At 34.6% G+C, this 22091-nt stretch carries 18 protein-coding genes and 1 pseudogene; 13 read left to right on the top strand and 6 right to left on the bottom strand.

Annotated elements, in window-relative coordinates:
• Positions 1-54 precede the first annotated feature (54 nt).
• The 6 genes from AC5LWL_RS21195 to AC5LWL_RS21170 all read left to right on the top strand — a co-directional run bounded on the left by AC5LWL_RS21195 (position 55) and on the right by AC5LWL_RS21170 (position 7343).
• Positions 55-294 carry a PLD nuclease N-terminal domain-containing protein gene (locus AC5LWL_RS21195; protein WP_493436151.1) on the top strand — a complete coding sequence of 80 codons (240 nt, stop codon included), beginning with the start codon at positions 55-57 and terminating at the stop codon, positions 292-294.
• Complete coding sequence (locus AC5LWL_RS21190; protein WP_493436150.1) at positions 291-1193, top strand: ABC transporter ATP-binding protein; 903 nt, start codon at positions 291-293, stop codon at positions 1191-1193. Before AC5LWL_RS21195 ends, AC5LWL_RS21190 begins: the two co-directional genes overlap by 4 nt.
• On the top strand, positions 1193-1975 hold the full coding sequence (locus tag AC5LWL_RS21185; protein ID WP_493436149.1) for an ABC transporter permease: 783 nt from the start codon (positions 1193-1195) through the stop codon (positions 1973-1975). The genes AC5LWL_RS21190 and AC5LWL_RS21185 overlap by 1 nt, the downstream gene beginning before the upstream one ends.
• 870 nt (positions 1976-2845) lie before the next feature.
• Positions 2846-4135 (top strand): group II intron reverse transcriptase/maturase, encoded by a 1290-nt coding sequence (ltrA, locus tag AC5LWL_RS21180; RefSeq protein ID WP_493433353.1) that lies wholly within the window; start codon positions 2846-2848, stop codon positions 4133-4135.
• A 471-nt stretch (positions 4136-4606) separates the two neighbouring features.
• Entirely contained in the window at positions 4607-5824 is a 1218-nt protein-coding gene (locus tag AC5LWL_RS21175; RefSeq protein ID WP_493436148.1) for an MFS transporter, read from the top strand.
• Between the two features lie 556 nt (positions 5825-6380).
• Entirely contained in the window at positions 6381-7343 is a 963-nt protein-coding gene (locus AC5LWL_RS21170) for a LacI family DNA-binding transcriptional regulator (protein WP_493436147.1), read from the top strand.
• 92 nt (positions 7344-7435) lie between these two features.
• On the opposite strand, the gene AC5LWL_RS21165 is transcribed toward AC5LWL_RS21170, so the two are convergent.
• Positions 7436-8098, bottom strand: coding sequence for a cupin domain-containing protein (locus tag AC5LWL_RS21165; protein ID WP_493436680.1), 663 nt, complete (start codon positions 8096-8098; stop codon positions 7436-7438).
• A gap of 263 nt (positions 8099-8361) precedes the next feature.
• Here AC5LWL_RS21165 and AC5LWL_RS21160 point away from each other — a divergent pair, with 263 nt between their 5' ends.
• On the top strand, positions 8362-9174 hold the full coding sequence (locus AC5LWL_RS21160; RefSeq protein WP_493436146.1) for a MetQ/NlpA family ABC transporter substrate-binding protein: 813 nt from the start codon (positions 8362-8364) through the stop codon (positions 9172-9174).
• 302 nt (positions 9175-9476) lie between these two features.
• On the opposite strand, the gene AC5LWL_RS21155 is transcribed toward AC5LWL_RS21160, so the two are convergent.
• From AC5LWL_RS21155 to AC5LWL_RS21145, 3 genes are all read right to left on the bottom strand, one after another.
• Positions 9477-10778, bottom strand: coding sequence for an ABC transporter substrate-binding protein (locus AC5LWL_RS21155; protein ID WP_493436145.1), 1302 nt, complete (start codon positions 10776-10778; stop codon positions 9477-9479).
• A gap of 93 nt (positions 10779-10871) precedes the next feature.
• A complete protein-coding gene (locus tag AC5LWL_RS21150; protein WP_493436144.1) occupies positions 10872-11699 on the bottom strand; it encodes a carbohydrate ABC transporter permease in 828 nt (275 codons plus the stop codon).
• The gene (locus tag AC5LWL_RS21145) at positions 11699-12667 is read right to left on the bottom strand and encodes a carbohydrate ABC transporter permease (protein WP_493436143.1); all 969 of its coding nucleotides are present in this window, start codon (positions 12665-12667) and stop codon (positions 11699-11701) included. Before AC5LWL_RS21145 ends, AC5LWL_RS21150 begins: the two co-directional genes overlap by 1 nt.
• Before the next feature lie 207 nt (positions 12668-12874).
• On the opposite strand from AC5LWL_RS21145, the gene AC5LWL_RS21140 reads away from it, so the two are divergent.
• The 3 genes and pseudogenes from AC5LWL_RS21140 to AC5LWL_RS21130 all read left to right on the top strand — a co-directional run.
• Positions 12875-14698, top strand: a complete 1824-nt coding sequence (locus AC5LWL_RS21140; RefSeq protein ID WP_493436142.1) for a sensor histidine kinase — start codon at positions 12875-12877, stop codon at positions 14696-14698.
• Complete coding sequence (locus tag AC5LWL_RS21135) at positions 14695-16263, top strand: response regulator transcription factor (RefSeq protein WP_493436141.1); 1569 nt, start codon at positions 14695-14697, stop codon at positions 16261-16263. The genes AC5LWL_RS21140 and AC5LWL_RS21135 overlap by 4 nt, the downstream gene beginning before the upstream one ends.
• Positions 16264-16289: 26 nt before the next feature.
• A pseudogene (locus AC5LWL_RS21130) lies at positions 16290-16706 on the top strand (SAM-dependent methyltransferase); the annotation flags it as partial.
• Positions 16707-16783: 77 nt separating this feature from the next.
• Here the strand turns inward: AC5LWL_RS21130 and AC5LWL_RS21125 are convergent.
• Positions 16784-18139: a transposase gene (locus AC5LWL_RS21125; protein WP_493432662.1), complete on the bottom strand. Its 1356-nt coding sequence runs from the start codon at positions 18137-18139 to the stop codon at positions 16784-16786.
• 114 nt (positions 18140-18253) lie between these two features.
• Between AC5LWL_RS21125 and AC5LWL_RS21120 the strand changes: the two genes are divergently transcribed.
• The 3 genes from AC5LWL_RS21120 to AC5LWL_RS21110 all read left to right on the top strand — a co-directional run bounded on the left by AC5LWL_RS21120 (position 18254) and on the right by AC5LWL_RS21110 (position 21434).
• Positions 18254-18484 carry a hypothetical protein gene (locus AC5LWL_RS21120; protein ID WP_493436140.1) on the top strand — a complete coding sequence of 77 codons (231 nt, stop codon included), beginning with the start codon at positions 18254-18256 and terminating at the stop codon, positions 18482-18484.
• 313 nt (positions 18485-18797) lie between these two features.
• Positions 18798-20852 (top strand): bifunctional diguanylate cyclase/phosphodiesterase, encoded by a 2055-nt coding sequence (locus AC5LWL_RS21115; RefSeq protein ID WP_493436139.1) that lies wholly within the window; start codon positions 18798-18800, stop codon positions 20850-20852.
• Between the two features lie 351 nt (positions 20853-21203).
• Positions 21204-21434, top strand: coding sequence for an excisionase family DNA-binding protein (locus AC5LWL_RS21110; RefSeq protein ID WP_493436138.1), 231 nt, complete (start codon positions 21204-21206; stop codon positions 21432-21434).
• Positions 21435-21746: 312 nt separating this feature from the next.
• Here AC5LWL_RS21110 and AC5LWL_RS21105 read toward each other — a convergent pair whose 3' ends face one another.
• The gene (locus AC5LWL_RS21105; RefSeq protein WP_493436137.1) at positions 21747-22058 is read right to left on the bottom strand and encodes a winged helix-turn-helix transcriptional regulator; all 312 of its coding nucleotides are present in this window, start codon (positions 22056-22058) and stop codon (positions 21747-21749) included.
• Between the last annotated feature and the right edge of the window lie 33 nt (positions 22059-22091).

The raw sequence follows: 22091 nt of genomic DNA, 5'->3' as shown, positions 1-22091 counted from the left end.
GGTTATTATGTTATCGTTATCGATAATGATAATATAAATAAAGGAGCGATTGTTATGAAATTGCATTACGGAATGGATGAATTAAAAAATGTTGATTTTATGTCCTTTTTACCGATTATTTTACCGGTAATGGTAATAGGGATGATATTAGTTTTTATTGCTTTAATTGATTTGTATAGGCATAGAAAAAGGAGGAAGAATGTTCTATTGTGGACGCTCATTATTATTTTAGTTAATATGATGGGGCCAATTTTGTATTTTGTTATCGGCAGAAGGGGAAGTGATGGAATATGAAATTAGAAATTAAAAAAATTACCAAAAAATTCAAAAAGAAAACAGCTGTTAATAATTTTTCGATGGAATTACAAGCAGGAAAATGTGTCGGATTGATAGGACCTAATGGAGCTGGTAAATCGACAATAATAAAGATAATATCAGATATAATTGATCCAAGTATAGGCGAAGTATTATTAGATGGAAAGCAAATTTCAAAAATGAAACGAGAAATAGGCTACTTGCCACAGTATCCAAATTTTTTTCAATGGATGACTGCTAAGGAAACCCTTGCTTTTATGGGGCAGCTGTCTGGGATGACAAAACTAGAACTAATAGATGTTATTCCAGAGCTACTGTCGAAAGTAGGGTTAAACGGAGAAGAGAATTCAAAGGTTGAAACTTTTTCAGGTGGAATGAAACAGAGACTAGGAATTGCACAAGCATTGCTACATGAACCATCTTTGATTGTAATGGATGAACCAGTATCAGCATTAGATCCGATTGGAAGAAGAGAAGTTTTAAATATTATTCAAGAAATAAAGAAGAAGACGACAATTTTATTATCAACACATATTTTGAGTGATGCAGAAGAAATATGTGAAAGATTTGTCATTATAAAAAAGGGACATAAGATTGCCGATACCACATTAACGGAACTTTTAAATAGAAATAGTGAAAATAAAGTGAAATGTGAAATTAAAGGGAGATGTGAAGAGTGGATTGAAAATATCAAGCATTTAAACTATGTAAAAGGTTTAGAGATAGTAGGAAATAAACTGAAAATAGAATTGGAAGATATCGAGTTACATAAGAATATGCTACTAGCTAACGCATTGGAGTATCAAGTGGATCTTGTTAGATTTGAAATAGGTACTGATACATTAGAAGAAAAGTTTTTAAGTTTGGTGGGGGAATAATGAATACTTTTACTGTTTTAGCGAAAAAAGAATTTATCCAGATGGTACGCGAATATAAAGTTATTTGGCTGCCTCTTGTATTTATATTTTTAGGAATAACTCAACCAGTGATAAGTTATTATTTGCCAGCAATATTAAAGACGCTAGGCAATGGAAAAGGTATCATAATTGATCCAAATATGGCTTCTCAAAAAGGCGGAGAAATACTGGCTAGTACATTAGGGTCCCAGTTTGATCAGTTAGGCATAATGATTATTGTTGTTTCTTTGATGGGAATCGTGCAGTCAGACAAAGCAAATGGTATGTTAGCTTTTATTCTTACAAGACCTGTGAAGATTATGGAGTATATAACTGGAAAAATCATTTCTAATTATTTGTTTGTTGCTTGTAGTATAGTGTTAGGCTATTCCGTTTCTTATTTGTATGTACAATTATTGTATACAAATGTGGATTTCAACGATTTGGTTATGGCGTTATTCTTCTATCTGATATGGGTGTTGTTTATGGTTTCCTTCACGACAATGATTAGTACTATTTTTACTAGTCAGGGTATTATTGCGCTAATTTCTATTGTATTTTTATTGAGTTGTAGAATCATGGTTGGCTTAAGTCCTGTCTTAGACTATATGAATCCAGCTAGTATGAGTAAATATGCTATGGAGGTATTAAATTTTGGAACAATCGATACAGAAGTGATCGGACATATAATAATGGCATTCCTATGGGTTGCCTTAACAATCATTATTATGAATAAATGGATTTCCAAGAAAAGATTTAATTAATGCAATTTTTTTAGACAGAATTAGATAAGGCAGTGAATGCATTATGGCCGGGAAAAGGAATAGTTTATTTAGAAATATACAGTATTCTAAGAGATGAATATATTAATTAAAATGGAATTTACTCTTAGAAGAGATTCTTTAATTATTTTGGGTGAAAATTGTATTAGTATTTATCTTTTAATTGCTGACGATAGATTTGATAAGCATAAAACTTATTATTGAATCCTACTCTCTAACATGCTAGTATTAATGAAAATGAAATAATCCTTTAATTACGGTACAGAGAGACCGAAAAGGGCCATTAGATAATCTTATTGTATTATTATCTTTGCATATCCATGCCCTTTTGTCCTCTGCGACAAAAGGGCTTTTTAGTGTGCCGGGCATGTTCACTAGCTAGGCGGTGCAAGTCCGCTATGGGCGTTGGGATATGCGAACCATTAGTCGAAGGCAAGGGTGTCCGTGGTGACGCGGAATCTGAAGGAAGCCCTAGACAAATCCTTGGTCTGAGGTATACGAATCACATTAGAGGTTTTCATTTCAGGACGAGTTTGCTAAACAAAATGAAGTCCTAAATATCCCCGGATGAAATGAGAATAAATGTGGCAGATAGATGAGGAGAAAGCGAGTGAACTTACCCCGGGAGGTCTCTTGAATATCCTATTGGGAACCTATCTAGTGATAGATAGCTGAATCAAGAGAAGTCAGCCGAAGTCATAGTATCAAATCTAGGATTTGAGAAGGACGGAACGAAAGGAGCGACCGTGCTAGAGTTATTGATAAGGAAACGAGGAAACAGAAACAAAATGACTATACGAGAAAAGAAGGTTCGGAAAACCGGAGTTTCTCGGATAGAGTGGAGTTAGCCTTATGCAACCTCAACAGCATGGGAACAATATGAAATCAACGGTAAGTCTAATTATAAAGATAACAGAACTAGATAATTTGAACCATGCTTTCAAGAAGGTGGAAAGGAATAAAGGAGCAGCAGGAGTCGATGCGAAAGATATAGAAGCTACTCGCCTTTATTTGAAAGAAGAAGGTCAACAAATTAGAGAACTTATTAGAGAAGGAAAGTATAAACCAAAAGCAGTAAGAAGGGTGGATATCCCCAAACCGAACGGGGGAACAAGGAAACTTGGAATCCCTACCGTGACAGACAGAGTCATTCAACAAGCAATTGTGCAGAAACTTACCCCCATCTTTGAAAAACAATTTAGTTCGTATAGTTATGGATTTAGACCAAATAGAAGCGCACATCAAGCGATAGAACAAGCAAGACAATATATCGAAGATGGCTACAATTTTGTCGTAGACATAGACCTAGAGAAATTCTTCGACCGTGTTAACCATGACAAACTCATGTCGCTTATCGCGAAAACGATCACTGATAAACCAACCTTGAAACTAATCAGAAGATATCTCCAAGCAGGAGTGATGGACAATGGGTTAATTAAACCGAATACAGAAGGAACACCACAGGGTGGCCCATTAAGTCCGTTACTGAGCAACATCATGCTTCACGAATTAGATAAAGAATTAGAGAAGCGTGGGCACAAATTTGTGAGGTATGCAGATGATTGTAATATTTTCGTTAAAAGCAGGAAAGCAGGAGAACGAATAAAAGAAAGCATCACTCAATTTATCGAGAGAAAATTGAAGTTGAAGGTGAATCAGGAGAAAAGTGCGGTGGGAAAGCCGATAGCACGGATATTCTTAGGAGTAAGCTTCTACCAAAGAGGAAGGAAAACTAGAGTATTTGTGCCAAAAGAGCGGAAGAAAAGGTTCGAAGAAAAATTAAAGAAATGGACCAACCGAAATTGGGGAGTAAGCATGGAATTCCGTGTGAAGAAAATAAACCAACTGATACAAGGTTGGGGAAATTACTTTAAAATCGCGGATATCAAGCAATACGCACATAAAATCGATAGTCATACGAGACGTAGGTTAAGAGCGTGTAGGTGGAAAGAGTGGAAGAAGGTTAAAACGAAATATAAGAACCTTGTAAAACTTGGGATATATAAGGAAGAAGCTAAAAAGAACGCCAACTCCCGTAAGGGATATTGGCGCCTATCAAACAACCCTATATTACATCTTGCATTAAATAATCAATATTGGCAAGATCAAGGTTTAAAATCCTTATCGAAGGTGATTTCATAAACTTTCGAACCGCCGTATACCGAACGGTACGTACGGTGGTGTGAGAGGTCGGCACGGAAATGTGCCTCCTACTCGATTTTTTATTAAAGCTCTGTCATGGTTATGGAAAGAAGCAGGTATCTTATCTTATGGTTATAAGAAGGGGAAGCAGGAATACCCGAAGACTCCTATGGGATCTGCGGACAGGCGAGGACACGCAGGAGCAAAGCTCCGTGGAGGCTCGGTGCCCGCCCCATGGAAAGCGAAGTGTATTCCGGCTGCGGATTCGTTGAGAGTCTGTATCACCTCTTTTCAGATTAGCTTTTATGTGGCATAAGCTCAATTCACTGTTCTGCAAAATATTCATAAAAAGCTCTTTTAAATGAAGTCCTGTGAGGCTTAAAAAGAGAATGGAGTAAGTTACCAAATATCCATTCCTTCACAACTTAAAGAGATGTAATTTTTGTCAAAAAATATTGGAGGGTGGAAAACATGAATTATCAAAATAAAACGGTTACGGCATCAGTAGCAGGCTTAACATTAGAGGGTATGGACATAATGTTTATCTCTTTTGCTATGTCGATGATTATTGCAGACTTTCATATTGATTTAACAACAGGCGGACTTATCTCATCAATTACGAATATCGGAATGCTTGTAGGTGGGGTGATTTTCGGTATTTTAGCAGATAAATTTGGCAGGGTGCGAGTTTTTACTTATACCATTATTTTATTTGCAATAGGTACTGCATTAACGGGATTGGCAACAAATATTGAACAAGTATACTTATTCCGGTTTATAGCGGGGCTCGGTGCCGGAGGAGAGTATGGCATTGGAATGGCTCTTGTTGCAGAGGCATGGCCAAAAAATAAACAAGGGAGAGCTTCTTCTTATGTAAGTATTGGGGCACAATTTGGTGTTATTATTGCAGCTCTTCTTAGTGCTATTATTTTGCCGACATTAGGATGGAGAGCATTGTTTTTTGTAGGAGTGCTTCCCGTTATTTTTGCCTTTATTGTCCGAAAGAACTTGGCGGAATCTCCAGAATGGATAGCTAGCCAAAAGCAAAAAAATACTGATATGAAACAAGAAAAAGAAAAAAGCAAGCTGATACAATTGTTTAGTTCTCCAAGAATAGCCCTTACAACGATTTCGTTAGCGATTATGGCAACCGTTCAAATTGCTGGTTACAATGGATTAATGATTTGGCTGCCATCCATGCTTCAGCAATCACAAGGATTGTCTGTTTCCGGATCGGCCATTTGGACAATAAGTACAGCAGTTGGGATGATTGTTGGAATGTTGACATTTGGTCAATTCATGGATAAATTCGGTGCGAAGCGTTCATATGGTATTTTCCTTCTTGCCTCAGCTGTTGCGGTATTTTTATATGCTTATGCGGAGGGCAGTGCAGGTGTACTTATTGGCGGCGCTATCGTCGGTTTCTTTTCAAATGGAATGTTTGCCGGTTATGGAGCATTAATAAGCAGTTATTACCCCGTTCAAATTCGCAGTACTGCTACAAATACCATTTTTAATTTTGGTAGAGCAATCGGTGGACTGTCTCCGATTCTTGTTGGGTATATTTTGCAGAACTATCATATGACAGTAGCAATGACTTATCTGGCTGTTTTATACTGCTTATCTTTTCTTGTGATGCTTACCCTAAAGAAAAAGCAGCCCAATACTTCTATTGAAAAGATTGCTTAGGTTCAATGATTATACGAACGGCAATTAAAAAGTAATATTGTTTATACACTGAAAGGGCCCTATTCATAAGGATGGGCTCTTTTTGTATTCTCTTGCAATCGAGAAGGAAATATTTGTACTATAGCTAATTATCATTTGTGTTTGACATGAAACGCGTTCCATACTTTACAATCAAAGCATAATTAGAACGCAGGGAGTGGATATCATGTTTAGTTTAATAATACTTTGCTCCATTATTTATTCAGCTGCTTATTTTTGTTTAAAAACATCGGGACAATCAATGGAAGTGACACCGATGCAATCTTTTGAGGATTATTTCTCTTGAATTGGTAATTTTAGAATATAGACAGTATAGTTTATAGAGATGGTTCAAAAGATCCGGTAAATAGGATACGTCGAATCTCTTCAACTAAAAACGCTCGCGTCCTGTGAGCAACGTTGAAGTCACCATATCCTGTGGAAGGCCGAGGCTCAAAATAAAGCCTCCTCGAACTTCTAGGTCCTTTTTGAACCCGCATTTATTTAGAGTTATTTCTTTTTTTGAAAAGGTGATCATATGACAAATATTAGAGATTTAGCGAAAATGGCTGGAGTTTCCGTTACCACCGTTTCTCGTGTATTAAATAATCAACCATATGTTAGCGAGGAGAAAAGAAAGGCTGTTTTAGAAGCTATTAAGATAAGTAATTATCATATAAATATAAATGCTGTTCATTTGAGTAAAGGAAAAACGCTGTTAATGGGAGTAGTGCTTCCGTTTTCAGATCATCCTTATTTTGGTCTCCTTTTAAAAGGAATAGCAAACTTAGCTTTGGAACATAATTATAAGCTAGTATTGTTTCAAACCGACTATATAGAAAATAGGGAAATGGAAGCTTTCGAAATGTTAAAACAGAAACAAATAGATTCATTAATTATATGTTCGAGAACTTGCGAATGGTCTACTATTGAAGAACATTTACCATACGGACCGATTGTTTTGTGTGAAAATAGGAGGAGAGAAAATGTGTCCTCCACTTTTGTAAACCATTACAAAATATTTACTGACGCGTTAGAGTATTTGTATCAGAAAGGTCATAAAAAAATTGGCTATTGTATTGGAAGAAAATCTGGAGTAAATAGCAAACAGCGGGAAATTGCTTATAAGGATTTTTTAAGGAAATATAATTTACCTTATCGATATGATTATGTTGTGGAGAATTGTCTTCATTTTGAGGATGGGGAAAAGGTAATAAAAAGAATAAAAGATATGGATACACCGCCAACAGCATTATTGGTCACTAGTGATCAAGTTGCTGCTGGAATTGTTACTTGTTGTCATAATGAGCATATATCGATACCAGAGGAATTGGCACTAATAGGTTTTGATAATCAGCCCATAGCTAAAGTAATGAATATAACCACAATCGACATCCCGCTAGTGGAAATCGGCAGAAATCTTTTCCGGCAGGCAATTAAAACTAATACCATTTCACATAAAGAAGTATTAGCTAAATTAATGGAAAGAGGAACGGTTTAATTGTAGACCGTTAAAAAAAGTTTCCGACATATTTACGGAAACTTTATGTTTTTCTAGCGAATAAAATGTCGGCTAATAGCAACATCCTTTTATTAAAATTTCATTTGTTTACCATTAATGTTAATAAATATAGCATCTTTAGCTGGTCTTGTACTTTCATTGTTTTCCTCAAGGGTTTTGGAAATAGTATCACTTATTTGATGTCTTGTTAAGGGTGATCCTATTACGACAGATTCTTTAATTGGAGATAAGGCATCGGCTATTTTTTGTGCGCTCACTCCACAGGAAAGTTCGAAAACTTCTGGAGGAGTCAAACGCAATGTATCAGAACCGCTTGCTGTTTCAAATTGATCATTGTTAAAAAAGAGATGAAGATGCAATTTGTCTGATGCAGGTGTGATCCAATGCCACCAAGCCATGGGTATAAACACAAGTTGGCCAGGTTTTGCTTTATAATGATGGAGCTTCTTCGTATCTGGATCGATAATAGAAACGATGGCTTCACCTGAGACAACAACATCTAATTCCCATGCATTCGGATGCCAATGCGGTTTCCTAATATGTCCCTTTGTAAGGTAGAGGTCTACAAAGGCGCCTCCGACCATTGCAGGCAGCTGCGTAGAAGTAACTTCATATGCAATATTTTCAGGATCTCTTTCAAAAAAAACACTATCTTTAGAGTCGAAAAAAAGATTTGGGGTTCCGCTTGTTTTTTTTATATTTGAATTGTCAGAAACAAAGCCAGACTTCACAATGTTTTTCCTCCTACATAGCCATAAATTTTTATCATCTGTATACATGGATAGTAAAACTATATATAGTTATATGTTTGGACCAAAGGGGATGTAAAAAGATAAGCGAAAGATACAATGAAATAATACAGCTACTAAAAAAGTTAATAAGGGGAAATCAATGGTTTCGAATACGTGACTTCTTTTTCCACAAAAGCTATAATAACTCGAGGTTATCTGTGAAAAAATAAGATGATCAAAAAACATAGTAGGCGAGGTAGTCAGAGATGAAAAAGATTATCATGCTCCTGTTATTAAGCGTTATTGCTTTAGCAGGATGTTCGGATAAAGCTAGACCAAAATCAGATGAGAAGAAGGAAGTAACGTTAAAAGTTGCTACGTTAATTCCGCCAATGACGGATATATTAGATATTGTAAAACCATTAATGAAGGAAGAAGGCATTAACCTAGAGATTGTTAAACTGAGTGATAATGTGCAGCCGAATAATGCACTTGCCAATAAAGAAGTAGATGCAAACTTCTTTCAGCATGTTCCTTATATGGAGCAATACAATGAAAATTCAGATGCAAATCTAGTACCAGTTAAAGCAATTTATCACGCAGTATATGGAGCATACTCTAAGCGTTATAAAAATATCGATGAATTGCCTGATGGTGCATCCATTACAATGGCAAATGATCCAACAAATATTGCCCGTTCTCTTCATTTACTTGATAAATATGGATTAATTAAGCTAAAGGATGGATTAGGAATTAATGCTACGGAAGCGGATATTATAGAAAATAAACATCATTATAAGTTTCAGAAGGTAGACTTATTGATGCTGGCTCGAGTGTTAGAGGATACGGATCTTGGCATTATGACACCTGCTTATGCAGCTCCCCTTGGTTTGACACCAAAAAAGGATGCTCTTTTAACAGAAGGGGTGGAATCAAAATATGCGATTACACTAATTGCCCGTAAAGATAATGCAGATTCTAAAGCAATTAAAGTACTTGCGGATAAAATGACTGGTCCTGAAGTGAAAAAGTTTTTGGAAGAAGACTATAAAGATACAGCATTGCCAGCATTTCAATAAATAGAAGTTCTTTAACACAAAAAAAATCCAGCTTAAAGCTGGATAAGGGAATGCTATATTTTCAAGGGGGAACTTGAAAAAGTTACTTGCTTACCATATTCATATCATACCCAATAATTATGACTAAACTATGACAAAATAAACACAATTCCTTTAAAAAATTGTTTATGTTTTATGAAGCTCATGAAAAAAAGGAATTAAGAGATTGTTTGAATACTTGAAAACCAAACAGAAGGACAATAATGGGTGATCCAGTAGTCGACAAAGCGACTCATTGATCACCCATTTTTAGTTATTTTGTGTTATTTTTTTAATTTAGCCCAAGTATCATCAAGAGCCTTCATTACTTCTTCTTTTGATTTTTGTCCGCCAACATATGCTTGCACGCTTGCACCAAATTCCTGTCCTGCACCATCAGGATATTTCATAAATTGCCATGAGTATGTTTTTCCATTTTTGGAGTACTCTTGAAGAGCAGCACCTAAAGGACCAATATCTTCTGCACTTGCTTCAATGGTTTTAAACGCTGGGATATATTTGAAGTCTTTCACTAATGCTGTTTTACCAGTATCAGAAGTAACCACCCAGTTTAAGAAGTCCAATGCTGCCTTTTTGTCTGCATCTGGCGCTCCTTTGTAAACAACCCAGTTTGTTGGTACATCAACCATTAATTTATCCGCTTTTTCTTTATCATCATTCAGCAGCATTGGAATGTAGCCGACCTCCATATTAGGAGAGATTTTATCTATCATTGGCTGAATCCAGTTGCCTTGCTGAATCATTGCTGCTTCACCGCTTGCAAAAAGTGTAACTTGTGTATTGTAATCGGTTGTTAATGGATTTTTATTACCATATTTCATAGTTAAATCTAATAATTTAAAGTAATCATTAAAGTATTGATTTCCTGCAATTTTAGCTGTACCTTCATTTAAGTTTTTAATAAAGGAAGGATCTGTATCTTCTTGGTAAGCAAATGGAACGTTTAGTCCATGGTTTGCTAATACCCACCATTCTGCATAGCCGTTAGAGAATGGTGTAATGCCAGCTGCTTTTAGTTTTTTTGCCGCAGCTTCTAATTCAGAGAAAGTAGTTGGAAGTTCTGTAATACCAGCTTTTTTAAATAATGCTTTATTATAGGCATAACCATAGCCTTCTAGATTAACAGGCTGTCCATATAATTTTCCGTCTACCGTCATTGGTTTTAGAGCGTTTTCGTACGCATCTTTTACCCAAGGCTGATCGGATAAGTCTTCTAATTTATCCAACCATGTCAGTGCTTCTTGGTAGCCGCCGTTGCCGAAAATATCTGGAGCCTGATTAGATGCAAATTTAGCTTTTAAAGCAGCAGATCCATCTGCTCCTCCGCCGACTGTTTCAATATTAAAGGAAACGTCTGGATGTTCTTTCGTATAATTATCTGTTAAAGCCTTTAATTGATCAGCAATTTCTACTTTACCGTTAAAAATATCTACTACCACTTTGCCATCTTTTCCGCTATTGTTGTTATTACCAGATGTTTCATTCGAGCAAGCGCTTGCAAAAATTAGTGAAGCTGTTAACACACCTGTTAGTAGAGAATATTTTTTAAATTTTAAGAAACTCATAGTTTCCCCTCCTGGTTTTTTTAGGAAAATTTATATGGAACGCTAGTCGCTATCGAATGTATGGATAGTGACTTGCGTATGCTCCCGTTTGTATTATTTAATAGAGCCGCTTGTAATCCCTTTAATAATATGCTTTTGCATCGTGAAGAAGAAGATCAGTAAAGGGATAATTCCAATCATTAATGCTGCCAACGCTAGATCCCATTGCTTCGTATATTGTCCAAAGAAGAAAAACGTTGCAAGTGGAATCGTTCTTAAATCCGGATTTTGCAGTACCAATGAAGGCAATAGAAAATCATTCCATATCCATAGGCTGTTTAGAATAACGATGGTAACAGTAATTGGTTTTAGCAGTGGAAAAACAATTCTCCAAAACACACCAAATCGTGAACAGCCATCAATAATAGCCGCTTCTTCTAGCTCAACAGGAATTCCTTTAATAAAGCCATGGTATAAAAAGATCGTCATGCCAGAACCAAATCCTAAGTACATAAAAACAAGACCCCAAATACTGTTTAACATGTTCAAGCTTCCAGCTGTTTTAATAAGTGGAATCATAATAGATTGAAACGGAATAATCATAGCAGCAACAAAGGTCATAAAGATGATATTGCTGATTTTCTTTTTTGTTCGAACAAGCATATAAGCTGCCATTGAACAGAAGACAACAAGAACAAGGTTACTTGCAATTGTTATAATCAATGAATTTGTAAAGACCTTTAGAAAGTCTAATTTTTCAAATGCATTGACATAGTTTTCAAATTTCAAAACGCTTGGTAATGCCGAAGTATTTGTTAAAATTTCGGCAAAAGGCTTTAAAGAATTTGATATAACATAATAAAATGGTACTAAAAAGGCGATTCCTAGTAAGATAGCAAATATCTCTACAATAAATGTTCTGCCAGTATATCTATTACCCATTAAGATTCAACCTCCTTCTTTTTCGAAATAGTTACTTGAAGAACTGTAATAGCAGCAACTACAATAAAGAAGATTAATGCTTTCGCTTCTCCAATGCCGTAGCGGTTGTTTACAAATGCCTCTGTATAAATATTAAGCGCTAACATTTCTGTTGATTTAAATGGACCACCATTTGTAAGAGAAAGGTTTGCATCAAATATTTTAAAGGAAGAAGCAGTTGTTAAGAATAAGCAGATCGTTACAGCTGGTGCAACTAGCGGCATCGTAATATGACGGAGTATTTGCCATCTGTTTGCGCCATCAATTTTTGCTGCTTCAATTAATTCTTGGGGTACATTTTGTAATGCGGCGATATAAATAATCATAATATATCCAGCACCCTGCCAAACGCTTACAATGACTATTCCCCAAAAGGCTGTCTTCGCATCACCTAACCATGCAAGTTCAAAAAGTGGAATCCCGGTTAATTCTCCGATAGAAACAAAACCTTTAACAAAAATAAATTGCCAGATAAATCCTAATAATAAACCGCCGAGCAAGTTAGGCATAAAAAAGACGGTACGCAATATATTTCTTGTTTTTAACATTTGAGTTACTAATATTGCTAAACCAAAACCGATTAAATTTGTTAATATAATGGAAATAACTGTATACTTGGTTGTAAGAAGAAATGATTGTTGAAATTGTTTATCATCTGTGAATAAATAGATGAAGTTATCTAATCCTACCCACTTGATTTGCCCGGTTATTCCATTCCAATCTGTAAACGAATAAAAAACACCTGAAAAAAAGGGGATAAGAACTACTATCACAAAGGCTAAAAATACGGGACCAACAAATAAGGTGAATAAACCGGCATTTTTCCATTTTCTTTTTTGGTTAAAGGAAAGAGACTTTTTCGTAGTTCTTTTTTTGTTGGCTATAGGAACTGAATGGTTTACTTTTTCTAAGTTATTATGATTATTCATTAACGCCACCTCCTGTATTTCTACTATAAAGCATTGTATAATATGTTGAAACCGTTTACATTGATGTGAAGGGTGGAAAATATTGAACTGATTCATAATGAATTTTTCTTCCTAGTCAATACTATATTGGAACAAAGATAGAAAGATGCTTCAGTTATTATAACCGTCTAAGTTAGAAAGATAACTTTGGGGAGGGGAGAAAGTAAAATGAAATGGGGAATACGCAAAAAGCTGATCGTCTTTTTAGTGCTGGCAGCAGTTCTGCCGTTCGGAGCAGGAATTATTATTACTTATTATGAAACAACCAAGACTATTAATAAAAATTTTGTGTCTTCCAGTCATGATTCAATAGAAAAAGGGGAAGAGGAGCTGCGTACTTATTTAGAAGATGTGGCACAAATATCAACAGTACTTTATCGCTATTCACCATTTATGATGGTCTTAAAAAATGGAATATCAGATAATTTAAGTTCCAATCAGGCGGAGGTAACGAGAGCACTTGCCTATTTATTCAATTCACGGCAAGAGATAGAACAGATGCATTTGTATATCGAAAAAGGAAAAAACTCCTATACCAATTATCATTCCAGCATTAGTGGAAGAGGAGAATATAAGGATGTCTTTTCTCATCCATATTATGCTAAATTTAAGCGAGCAAATAAAGAGTATTCTTTAATAGAGCCGCCACATGTAATCTATAGTTATAATAATTTAGCTGTTATTCCAGATTCAGAGGAAAAGATGGTTCTAAGCTTTCATAATATTATAAGGGAAATTCCTTCAGAGAAGTTTCTAGGCTTTTTATCTATTGATATTAATTTATCAAAAATCAAAGATATTGCTGATCGATTATATACAGATAACATGGAAGATATATATATAATGGATGAAAATAATATTGTCATTTATTCCTCTAATAAAGACAAAATAGGAAAGCAGAATAAGGAAGAATGGTTTCAACAAATAAAAGCAAAAGATGCTTCTAAAAAAAACATCGACTGGGAGGAGAAGGGTTTTTCAGGTGTCATCGTTTTTGAGGATTTTACTATTCAGGAAAAGAAATGGTATATTGCCAAACGAATTCCTTACGATGTTCTTTATCAAAGTGCTCGTGAAACGGTAATTATTAATAGCCTCATTGGATTAGTTGCACTTGCCATCGTTTTATTAACAACCTTTATCATCTCAATAAGAATAACTGCTCCAATTAAAGTACTGATAGATAATATGAAAAAAGTTGAAAAAGGCATATTTCAGGCTGATTTTGAGTCATTGGGAAACGATGAGATTGGCATGTTAGGAAATCATTTTAAAAAAATGATTTTCACAATTAATTCTTTGATTGATAGAGAATATAAATTAGAAATTGAAAATAAGGCCTCACAGCTGCGTGTGCTGCGATCACAAATCAATCCGCATTTTTTATATAATTCTTTGCAGTCCATTGGAACCTTGGCATTAAAAGCAAAAGAAACAAAAGTTTACTCATTGTTAATGGCATTATCCAATATCATGAGGTATAGCATGAATATGAAGGAAGATATTGTACCAGTATTATCAGAAGTAAAGCATGTTACATCCTATCTATTATTGCAAAAACAACGCTTCGAAGAGCAGGTTGAATTTCAAGTACACGTAACAAAAGAAGCGGAGTTGCTCCAAATACCGAAAATGATTTTGCAACCAATTGTGGAAAATTGCTTTAAGCACGGATTTGTTCACCATGATAATAAATTCCATATCAATATCATGATAGTCGTGGAAGATAATTATATTATTTGTTCTATTGAAGATAATGGAATTGGCATGGATGAAATGCCATTAAAGAAAATGAATGATTGCTTATCACAGAAAGACAACAATAAAAATGTGGTAGACAGAGAATCCATTGGGTTGAAAAATATTTATGATCGTTTAAAAATATATTATGACAATAAAGCAAAAATGGAAATCGTCAGCAAAAAAGGGGGAGGCTTTACCGTTACTCTCTCTCTACCAAGGAATTTGCCAAATGGGGTGAAATATCTATGAAAGCATTAATCATTGATGATGAGAAGCATGTACGTGAAGCAATAAAATTGCTTGCAGATTGGGAACAAAATGGGATACAGCAAATTTACGAAGCAAGCAATGGGGAAGAGGCAATTGATTATATAAAAAAATATAAACCAGAGATTATCTTTTCTGATATGAAGATGCCGAAAATGGATGGAGCACAATTATTAGAGTGGATTAAGAAAAACCAATCAAGCAGCAAGACAATTGTTGTAACAGGGCATGATGATTATCATTATATGCGCAAGGCAATTCATTTTGGGAGTGCAGACTATTTATTAAAGCCAATTGACCCAGATATACTCAACCATGCTCTAGAAAATGTTGTACAAGAATGGAAAAAAGAAGAACAAGACAGAAAAAAAAGTGTAAGCAGCTATCAATTAATGAATCAAATGAAGCCAATTTATCGTGATAGGAAGCTTACACAATTTTTGAATAGCACTGTAATAAAAGAAGAGTTATATGAGGAATGGGGTTTTCATTTAGCAAGAAACTATACGATTGCATTAGTTCAGATAAATGGAAAATCCATACAAGCCTTTAGGAATGATCGTGATTTAACCTACTTTTCTATATTAAATGTGATAAATGAAATCCTAATAAAAAGGAATATCGGCATAGCGTTTCGTTATCTATCCAATAAAGGGGAAATTGTTATTATTTATTGGGCTGATAGGAAAGTCATTACAGAATCTTTAATACAAATTTATGAAAGCTTAGTTCAGCTTCTTGAAGTTTCCTGTCCGATTTGTTTAGGAGTGCCAGTAATGGACAGCAGTATGTTGAAAAAATCATATGATGAAGCAAAACAATTGCTTTTAGATAGCAATATATTAGAAAAAAGAGACATAAGAGTATATTTGCAGAAGGAGAAAGGTGCGCCTGAATTAAAAAGTTTAATGGCTTATTCTGCTGATATAAAATTAGCTGTACAAACAGGTGATCAAAAGATATTATCAGAACTACTAGAGCGAATAACAAATGATTATACGAGGGAGCAATATTTCTCTTTAAAGCAACTATACCAATTAGAAAATGAATATTTAGTAATCAGTCAAAGATGGTATAAAGATTATCAAATTCCATTGAAGACATATACCGATATAGAGAAGCGAATGGCATTGTTTTTTAATCAGGATGGTACGTTTAACATTCACTTTTATAAAGATACAATAAAAAGAGAAATACTCGTTTTTTTTAAGAGAATCTCTGAAAAGAAAAAGCTTACTATTATGAAGGAAATTGAGAAGTATTTATTGGAGAACTTTCATCGGGATGTAAAGCTTCAGGAAATATCAGATCATTTTTATATAAGCAGAGAATATATCTCGCGGAAATTCAAACAAGAGTTTCAAGTGAATATTACGGATTATTTAGCAAAAGCAAGAATAGAAAAGGCGAAATCATTATTAAAAAATAGTCAATTAAAGATATATGAAATTGCTAATATGGTTGGCTATCAGGATGATAAGTATTTTCGAAAGGTATTTAAAAAAGTAGAAGGACGTACACCTAATGAATATCGGGAGAACGAATAGCTTAATAAAATAACGGGAGGAACTAAATGGAAGATAAATACTATGAGGAGCTGTTTCAGATTGAAACGAAAGGAGAACAAAAAGGGTTTAATAAATCTTTTCATTATCATCGGTATGAACCAACACCTTATCACTATTTAGAAAGACTTTTTGAACAGTATGAATTAACAAGACATGATCGTGTTGTAGACTTTGGATGTGGGAAAGGAAGGTTGAATTTTTTTATTCATTTTTTATTTCAATCAACAGTTGTAGGGATAGAATTTAATGAAATATTTTACCATGAAGCTTTAATGAATCGAGCTAGTTATTGTAAAAAAAGGAAGAAGTCTGGGGACAAAATCCATTTTCTGCTTTGTAAAGCGGAGGAGTATATTATTGACCCGTTAGACAGCCATTTTTATTTTTTTAATCCTTTTTCATTTCCTATTTTTATAAAGGTGAGTCAATTTCATAAGTCCAACTTTTAAAAAATCAAAAACTTGCAGAATTTAAATGCTTTTAATTTTTTTTACTTTGATTAAGCAACTTGGTGTTGATTGGACATTTGATTCAGACGATCTGCAGCTAATTTTGAAGCATTATAAACTAACGTAACGAGGTCAAAATGGACTTTAGCCTTTTTTCCTGTACGATAACGAACATTGTTTAATTGAAAATATCCCTTAAGATAAGCATTCACACGTTCTACCGCCGTGCGTCTTTTGAAGATCTTATTCCATATTTGAGATCCACGTGCTGGCGCTGTATATTTTCTTAAATCGGTAGTGATTTTTACTTTATACACCTTTTGACATAGACCATCATTGGCTAATGGACAGTCCATACATTCGTTTGGACGTGTGTATTTTAGTGTTTCATATTTACCATCAAAGCTATCATAACGATAGGAATGTTCACGGACACAAGTAGGAGCGAAATGCTTATCAAAACCAATTGGTTCTGGTTCATTGCGTTTATTATAAGCAATCACAGCTCGATGACCCATTCGATGTATCTGCGTATAAATGGCTTCAAAATCGTAACCAGCGTCCATTGTTTCATAGAGTAAAGAAGAAAGTGATAGTCGTTCGTGAATTCCTTTTAATAAAGGAATCGCAGCCTTTCCGTCATTCAAGTTAGCCGATGAAAGAAGGGATTGAAGAATATATTGACTGGATGTTCCAACAGCCAAATGAGCTTTAAATCCATACCAAAAAACGTTTTTTCCTTCGCTGTTTTTCTTCACACCCCACTGTGGATCTTGAGGAATTTCAGCTCGAAGTTCGGCTAAAGGAATGGCTAACTGATCTTCGATTTTTTTATCAAAAAGAGGCAGATTGGCTTTCCATTCCGCTTTTTCGATGAGCCATTTTTCCTGTTCTTCTTTTGGTTTACGCCCACGCTTTTTTGGTTCACTTTTCGGTTGTTCTTCCTTTGGTGGTGCTGCATCTTTTGCGAGAAAGTGAGTTGCGTCAATGGCTACTGTATCATCGGAAATAAAGCCTTCTGAAATCGCTTGATGAAGCAAGGTTCCTTGGACTTTTTCAAGTACATTCGATTCACTGAGGATGGTGACCATTCTGGAATAAGCTGCTTCTGACGGAATAGTATCGGACACTAAAAAGCCACAATCGAGGCGAAAAATCATGTCATTCTGTAATCTTTTCACTAAATCTTTAATAAATGGAATACGCTCTGTGATTCTAGCAACGAGTGAACAAATCATCGCTACATAATTCAACTCAACGGGTCTTCCAAAACGTGATTTCTTCGTTACCACAGCGAAGATTGGTTCCATGTCAATAGAAGAAAAAATAGCTTCAAAACGTTGGGTAGGTTCTAAATCATATAATTCTTGTAGGCCAAACAGGCTTCCTTGTCGTATAATAGTCATAGGGAGTCTTCCTCCAGTCTCATAAGTTTGTGTGGTGCTTACTTATTTCGACATTTTGGGGAGGTACTCCTTTTTTTGTGCCTCAGATAGCTTGCGGCTCTAAGGGTTTAATTTATGAAATTGATTCAGGTAATAAATAATATTTTGCGATCTGTTTCTGAAAATAATCGACAGGTCGAAATAATTTTATATTATGCTTCCGAGGATTATCAATTTTATTTAGACAATCACTCTTCCTTTAACAGAAAGGCAACCATTGCATTAGCTTCAATTGAAAAAGATGGCAATGAGAAATTTTTAATATACGAAACGAATGTCATAGATAAGGAGAGGAGCGGTCATTGATAGAGGGTAACTCGAACACTTGCCATCCTCTTAATTAGCTGCTAATAAGAGGATATAAGGTGTAAATAGTTGACATCTTTTAATTAAAGAGTATATTCATTTATAGGAAAAAATACTTAGTGTATTTTTGGTAGGTACCACTAAAAAGCGGCTCTTTCTAATAGTCCGCAGTCAATATAATAACGAACGTAATCAAACGGGTCTGGTTTTCATCGTTCAAGGTACAAATTTGGTTGCATGGATGTCTACCCAAAATACTAGAATTAAGATTTACTACGTGTGCATCCTTATTTTTTAAAAGGAGAAATAATAAATGTTTACATTACCTGATGTTAATGAAGTGATCTATTTGTATGGTAAATATTCTATTCCAACAGTAGTTCTATCTCTTGTTATCGCATTTTTATCCACTTATACTGCTTTATCCATCCATGAGCGAATAAAATCGAACAGTTTTCTTCCGCGTTATGTATGGTTGATTTTTGCTTCTATATCAATGGGAGTTGGAATATGGTCCATGCACTTTATTGGAATGACTTCCTATATGCTTCCAATTGAAATGCATTATAATGAACTGCTGACAATACTTTCTGTCTTGCCAGCAATAGTCGCTTCCTTTCTTGCTTTTTATACTTCTAGCCTTCCGGGGCAGTCGATTAAAACATATAGTATTTCTGGCATTGTGATGGGACTTGGTATTTCTTCCATGCATTATATAGGAATGATGGCGATGGAAATGAAAGTAAAGTATGCCTATCATCTTGGCTATTTTATCCTTTCTATTATAATAGCCATTGTAGCGTCTTTTGTGTCATTATACATATTTGGAAGACTTCATAGATATATGAAAAATATAATTTTTAAAATATGTACATCTATTTTATTAGGTACGGCAATTGCTGGTATGCATTATACAGGGATGCATTCTGTACGATATTATGTTTATTCTACAATAGATATAGCCGGCCAGCATATGCATCACATGAATATGAATACTCTTATAATCGTTATTGCTGCAGGTATATCGGTAATATTGATAACATCTATCTTGTCTAGTGTAATAGATCGTTATGTCGATTATCGATTAAATTATTTTGATGTTTTAACGAAATTACCAAACAGAAGACAATTTGAGAAAACATTAAAAACAAATGGAGTTTCGAGAAAACTAGCAATTTTACATATTCATGATATGGAAAAGTTTAATAATCTATATACCTATTCATTTGGTGACAGAGTGATTAAGTATATTTCTAATCTGTGTGAAAGATTAAAACCAGTGGGTGTCGAGTTATATCGAATTGAAGGGAATCGGTTTGCATTTATTACCAGTAATGATTTATCAGCAGAATTACTGACAGAATTAAGAAATATATCTACTATTCTTTCTAATTCAATTTCAATAGATGATCAGTTGTTAAAGCTTAAAACAGCCATATCCGTTTCTGCATCACTAGATAAAAACAATGGAAAAAAAATCTACGAACAAGCACTAGCAGTGTTAGATCATCCTTCCACTGCATTTGAGAATGCTATTATTCCTTTTGATTCAACTGTCCATATAAAGTCATTGGAGAGTCAATTAGTACATGATGTAGATCGTGCAATGGGGGATGATGAGTTTTTTATTGTTTATCAGCCAAAAGTTTCTGTCTGCAAAAATGATATTGTTGGAGTCGAAGCATTATTAAGATGGAAACATCCTATTCATGGCTTACTGTCACCAGCCATCTTTATCCCTGTTTTAGAAAAAAACGGCATAATGAATGATGTGACAGATTGGATTATTCATAAGGTTTGTAAGCAAATTATCGAATGGAAAAAAGATGGACTAGATATGCAGGTTTCTATAAATATACCAGGAACATATGTAACTTCCCCAAGATTATTGTCCGTGCTAAAAGAGAGTTTAATAAATTATGGAATTAATGCAGAGCAATTAGAACTTGAGATGACAGAGACAAGCGCTGTAGCTAATATAGAAGGAGCAATCCAATCTGTTAAAGAATTTCGAACATGTGGGTTTTCTGTAGCTTTAGATGATTTCGGAACAGGAGTTTCTTCTTTATCCTATTTGAAAAGAATGCCAGTATCAACATTAAAAATAGATAAGTCTTTTGTTGATGGTGTTCCTCATTCAGATAAAGATTCGGAGATTATGAAAGCAATAGTTGTTCTTGGTCAATCACTTAATTTAACCATTATCATTGAAGGGGTAGAAGATAAAGCGCAAGTGGAATTTTTATCCTCTATTAGTGGTTGTGAACTTATTATTCAAGGGTATTATTTTGCAAAACCTATGACAACACAAGAGTTAAAAAAATGGATGGACAACAAAAGGAAAAAAAAGGAGATTTTTTATAACTAAAAAAACTTTGCTTGGAGATTGTAAAACAATGGTATTTAACCGAGGGAATAGAAGCTTACGAGAAAAAGGCACTTATTTTTTCACAGAAACAAAAAATGATTTGTAGAAAATATAAACAAATATTGCTGTTACTTCTACTAAAAATAAACCATTAAGAATTATAGCCATTACTACTCCTCCTACTAATTAAATGTATTTTTTTGTAAAAACATTATTAACGGAAACAAGCAATAAATATAATTATTTGTTACAAGTTCAGTATAGCCAATTCATTTGAAGGCAGGATTAAGGATATATAAAGAAATTGTAAGGGAATATTAAAAATAGCAAAGTAAAGAAGGTGTATAAGGGATGTATCTTACAATAGAAGAGGCTGCGGAATTATTGTCCATATCCGAAAAGCAAGTGAAAAAACTAATAATGGAGAAACGAATACGAGCGCTTTATGATGGAGAACAATATTTAATAAATAAGGAACAGTTTACTACTCATTTTAAACAAGTGGAGAAGTATAAAAAATATGTAGAAGAATTATTAAATGAGCCCATTCCAGAGGATTTGGATATTAAGGATGAAGATTAGCTAGGGAAAAAAGTGAAGGTTGTAATACCTTCATTTTTTTCTATTTTTGAAAGGTGAAGGCTGTCTAGCTCTAGTGAGTATAGCCTCATGCCTCAAAAAGTAAAAAGCACTTTTTGAATCAAGAGGACCCTTTTTCTTCGGGCTGAGCAAGGCGCCTTCGCTTTTCTTACTGCAATGGAAAAATTTATTTGAAAGGAAAGGAAGGTTTTAGTGAATTCCATTAAAACTGCAACTTTCCCTTTTATATACTGTACAGGAGGTACCCTCAAAATGAGTGTGCCTTTTTTGAGGTTTTTCTCAGCAGTCGGATAATTAATTATTTAGCCATTTTTGAGACCATTTTTCAATTTCTTTCATAAGAGGTTCAAGGGAGCGTCCTTTTTCTGTTAGGGAATATTCAATTCTAACTGGAGTTTCAGGGTATACAGCTCTTGAAACAATTCCTTGCTGTTCTAAATCCTTTAATCTTTCAGAAAGAAGTCTGCCGCTGATACCAATGGAAGATTCAATGGAACAAAAACGCTGGGACCCATTTAATAACTGATAAATAATTAATCCAGTCCAGCGCTGACTCAAGATTCCCATAGCCTTTTCGAACTTAGGGCAAATAGCGGATGGGTTCATTTGCATCACTCCTTCTTTCTAGTATACAACATT

The organism is Niallia sp. WK069_GA_01, assembly GCF_983173855.1.
The sequence above is the reverse complement of the archived record's forward strand: the minus strand, read 5'-3'. Positions and strand labels throughout refer to the sequence as shown.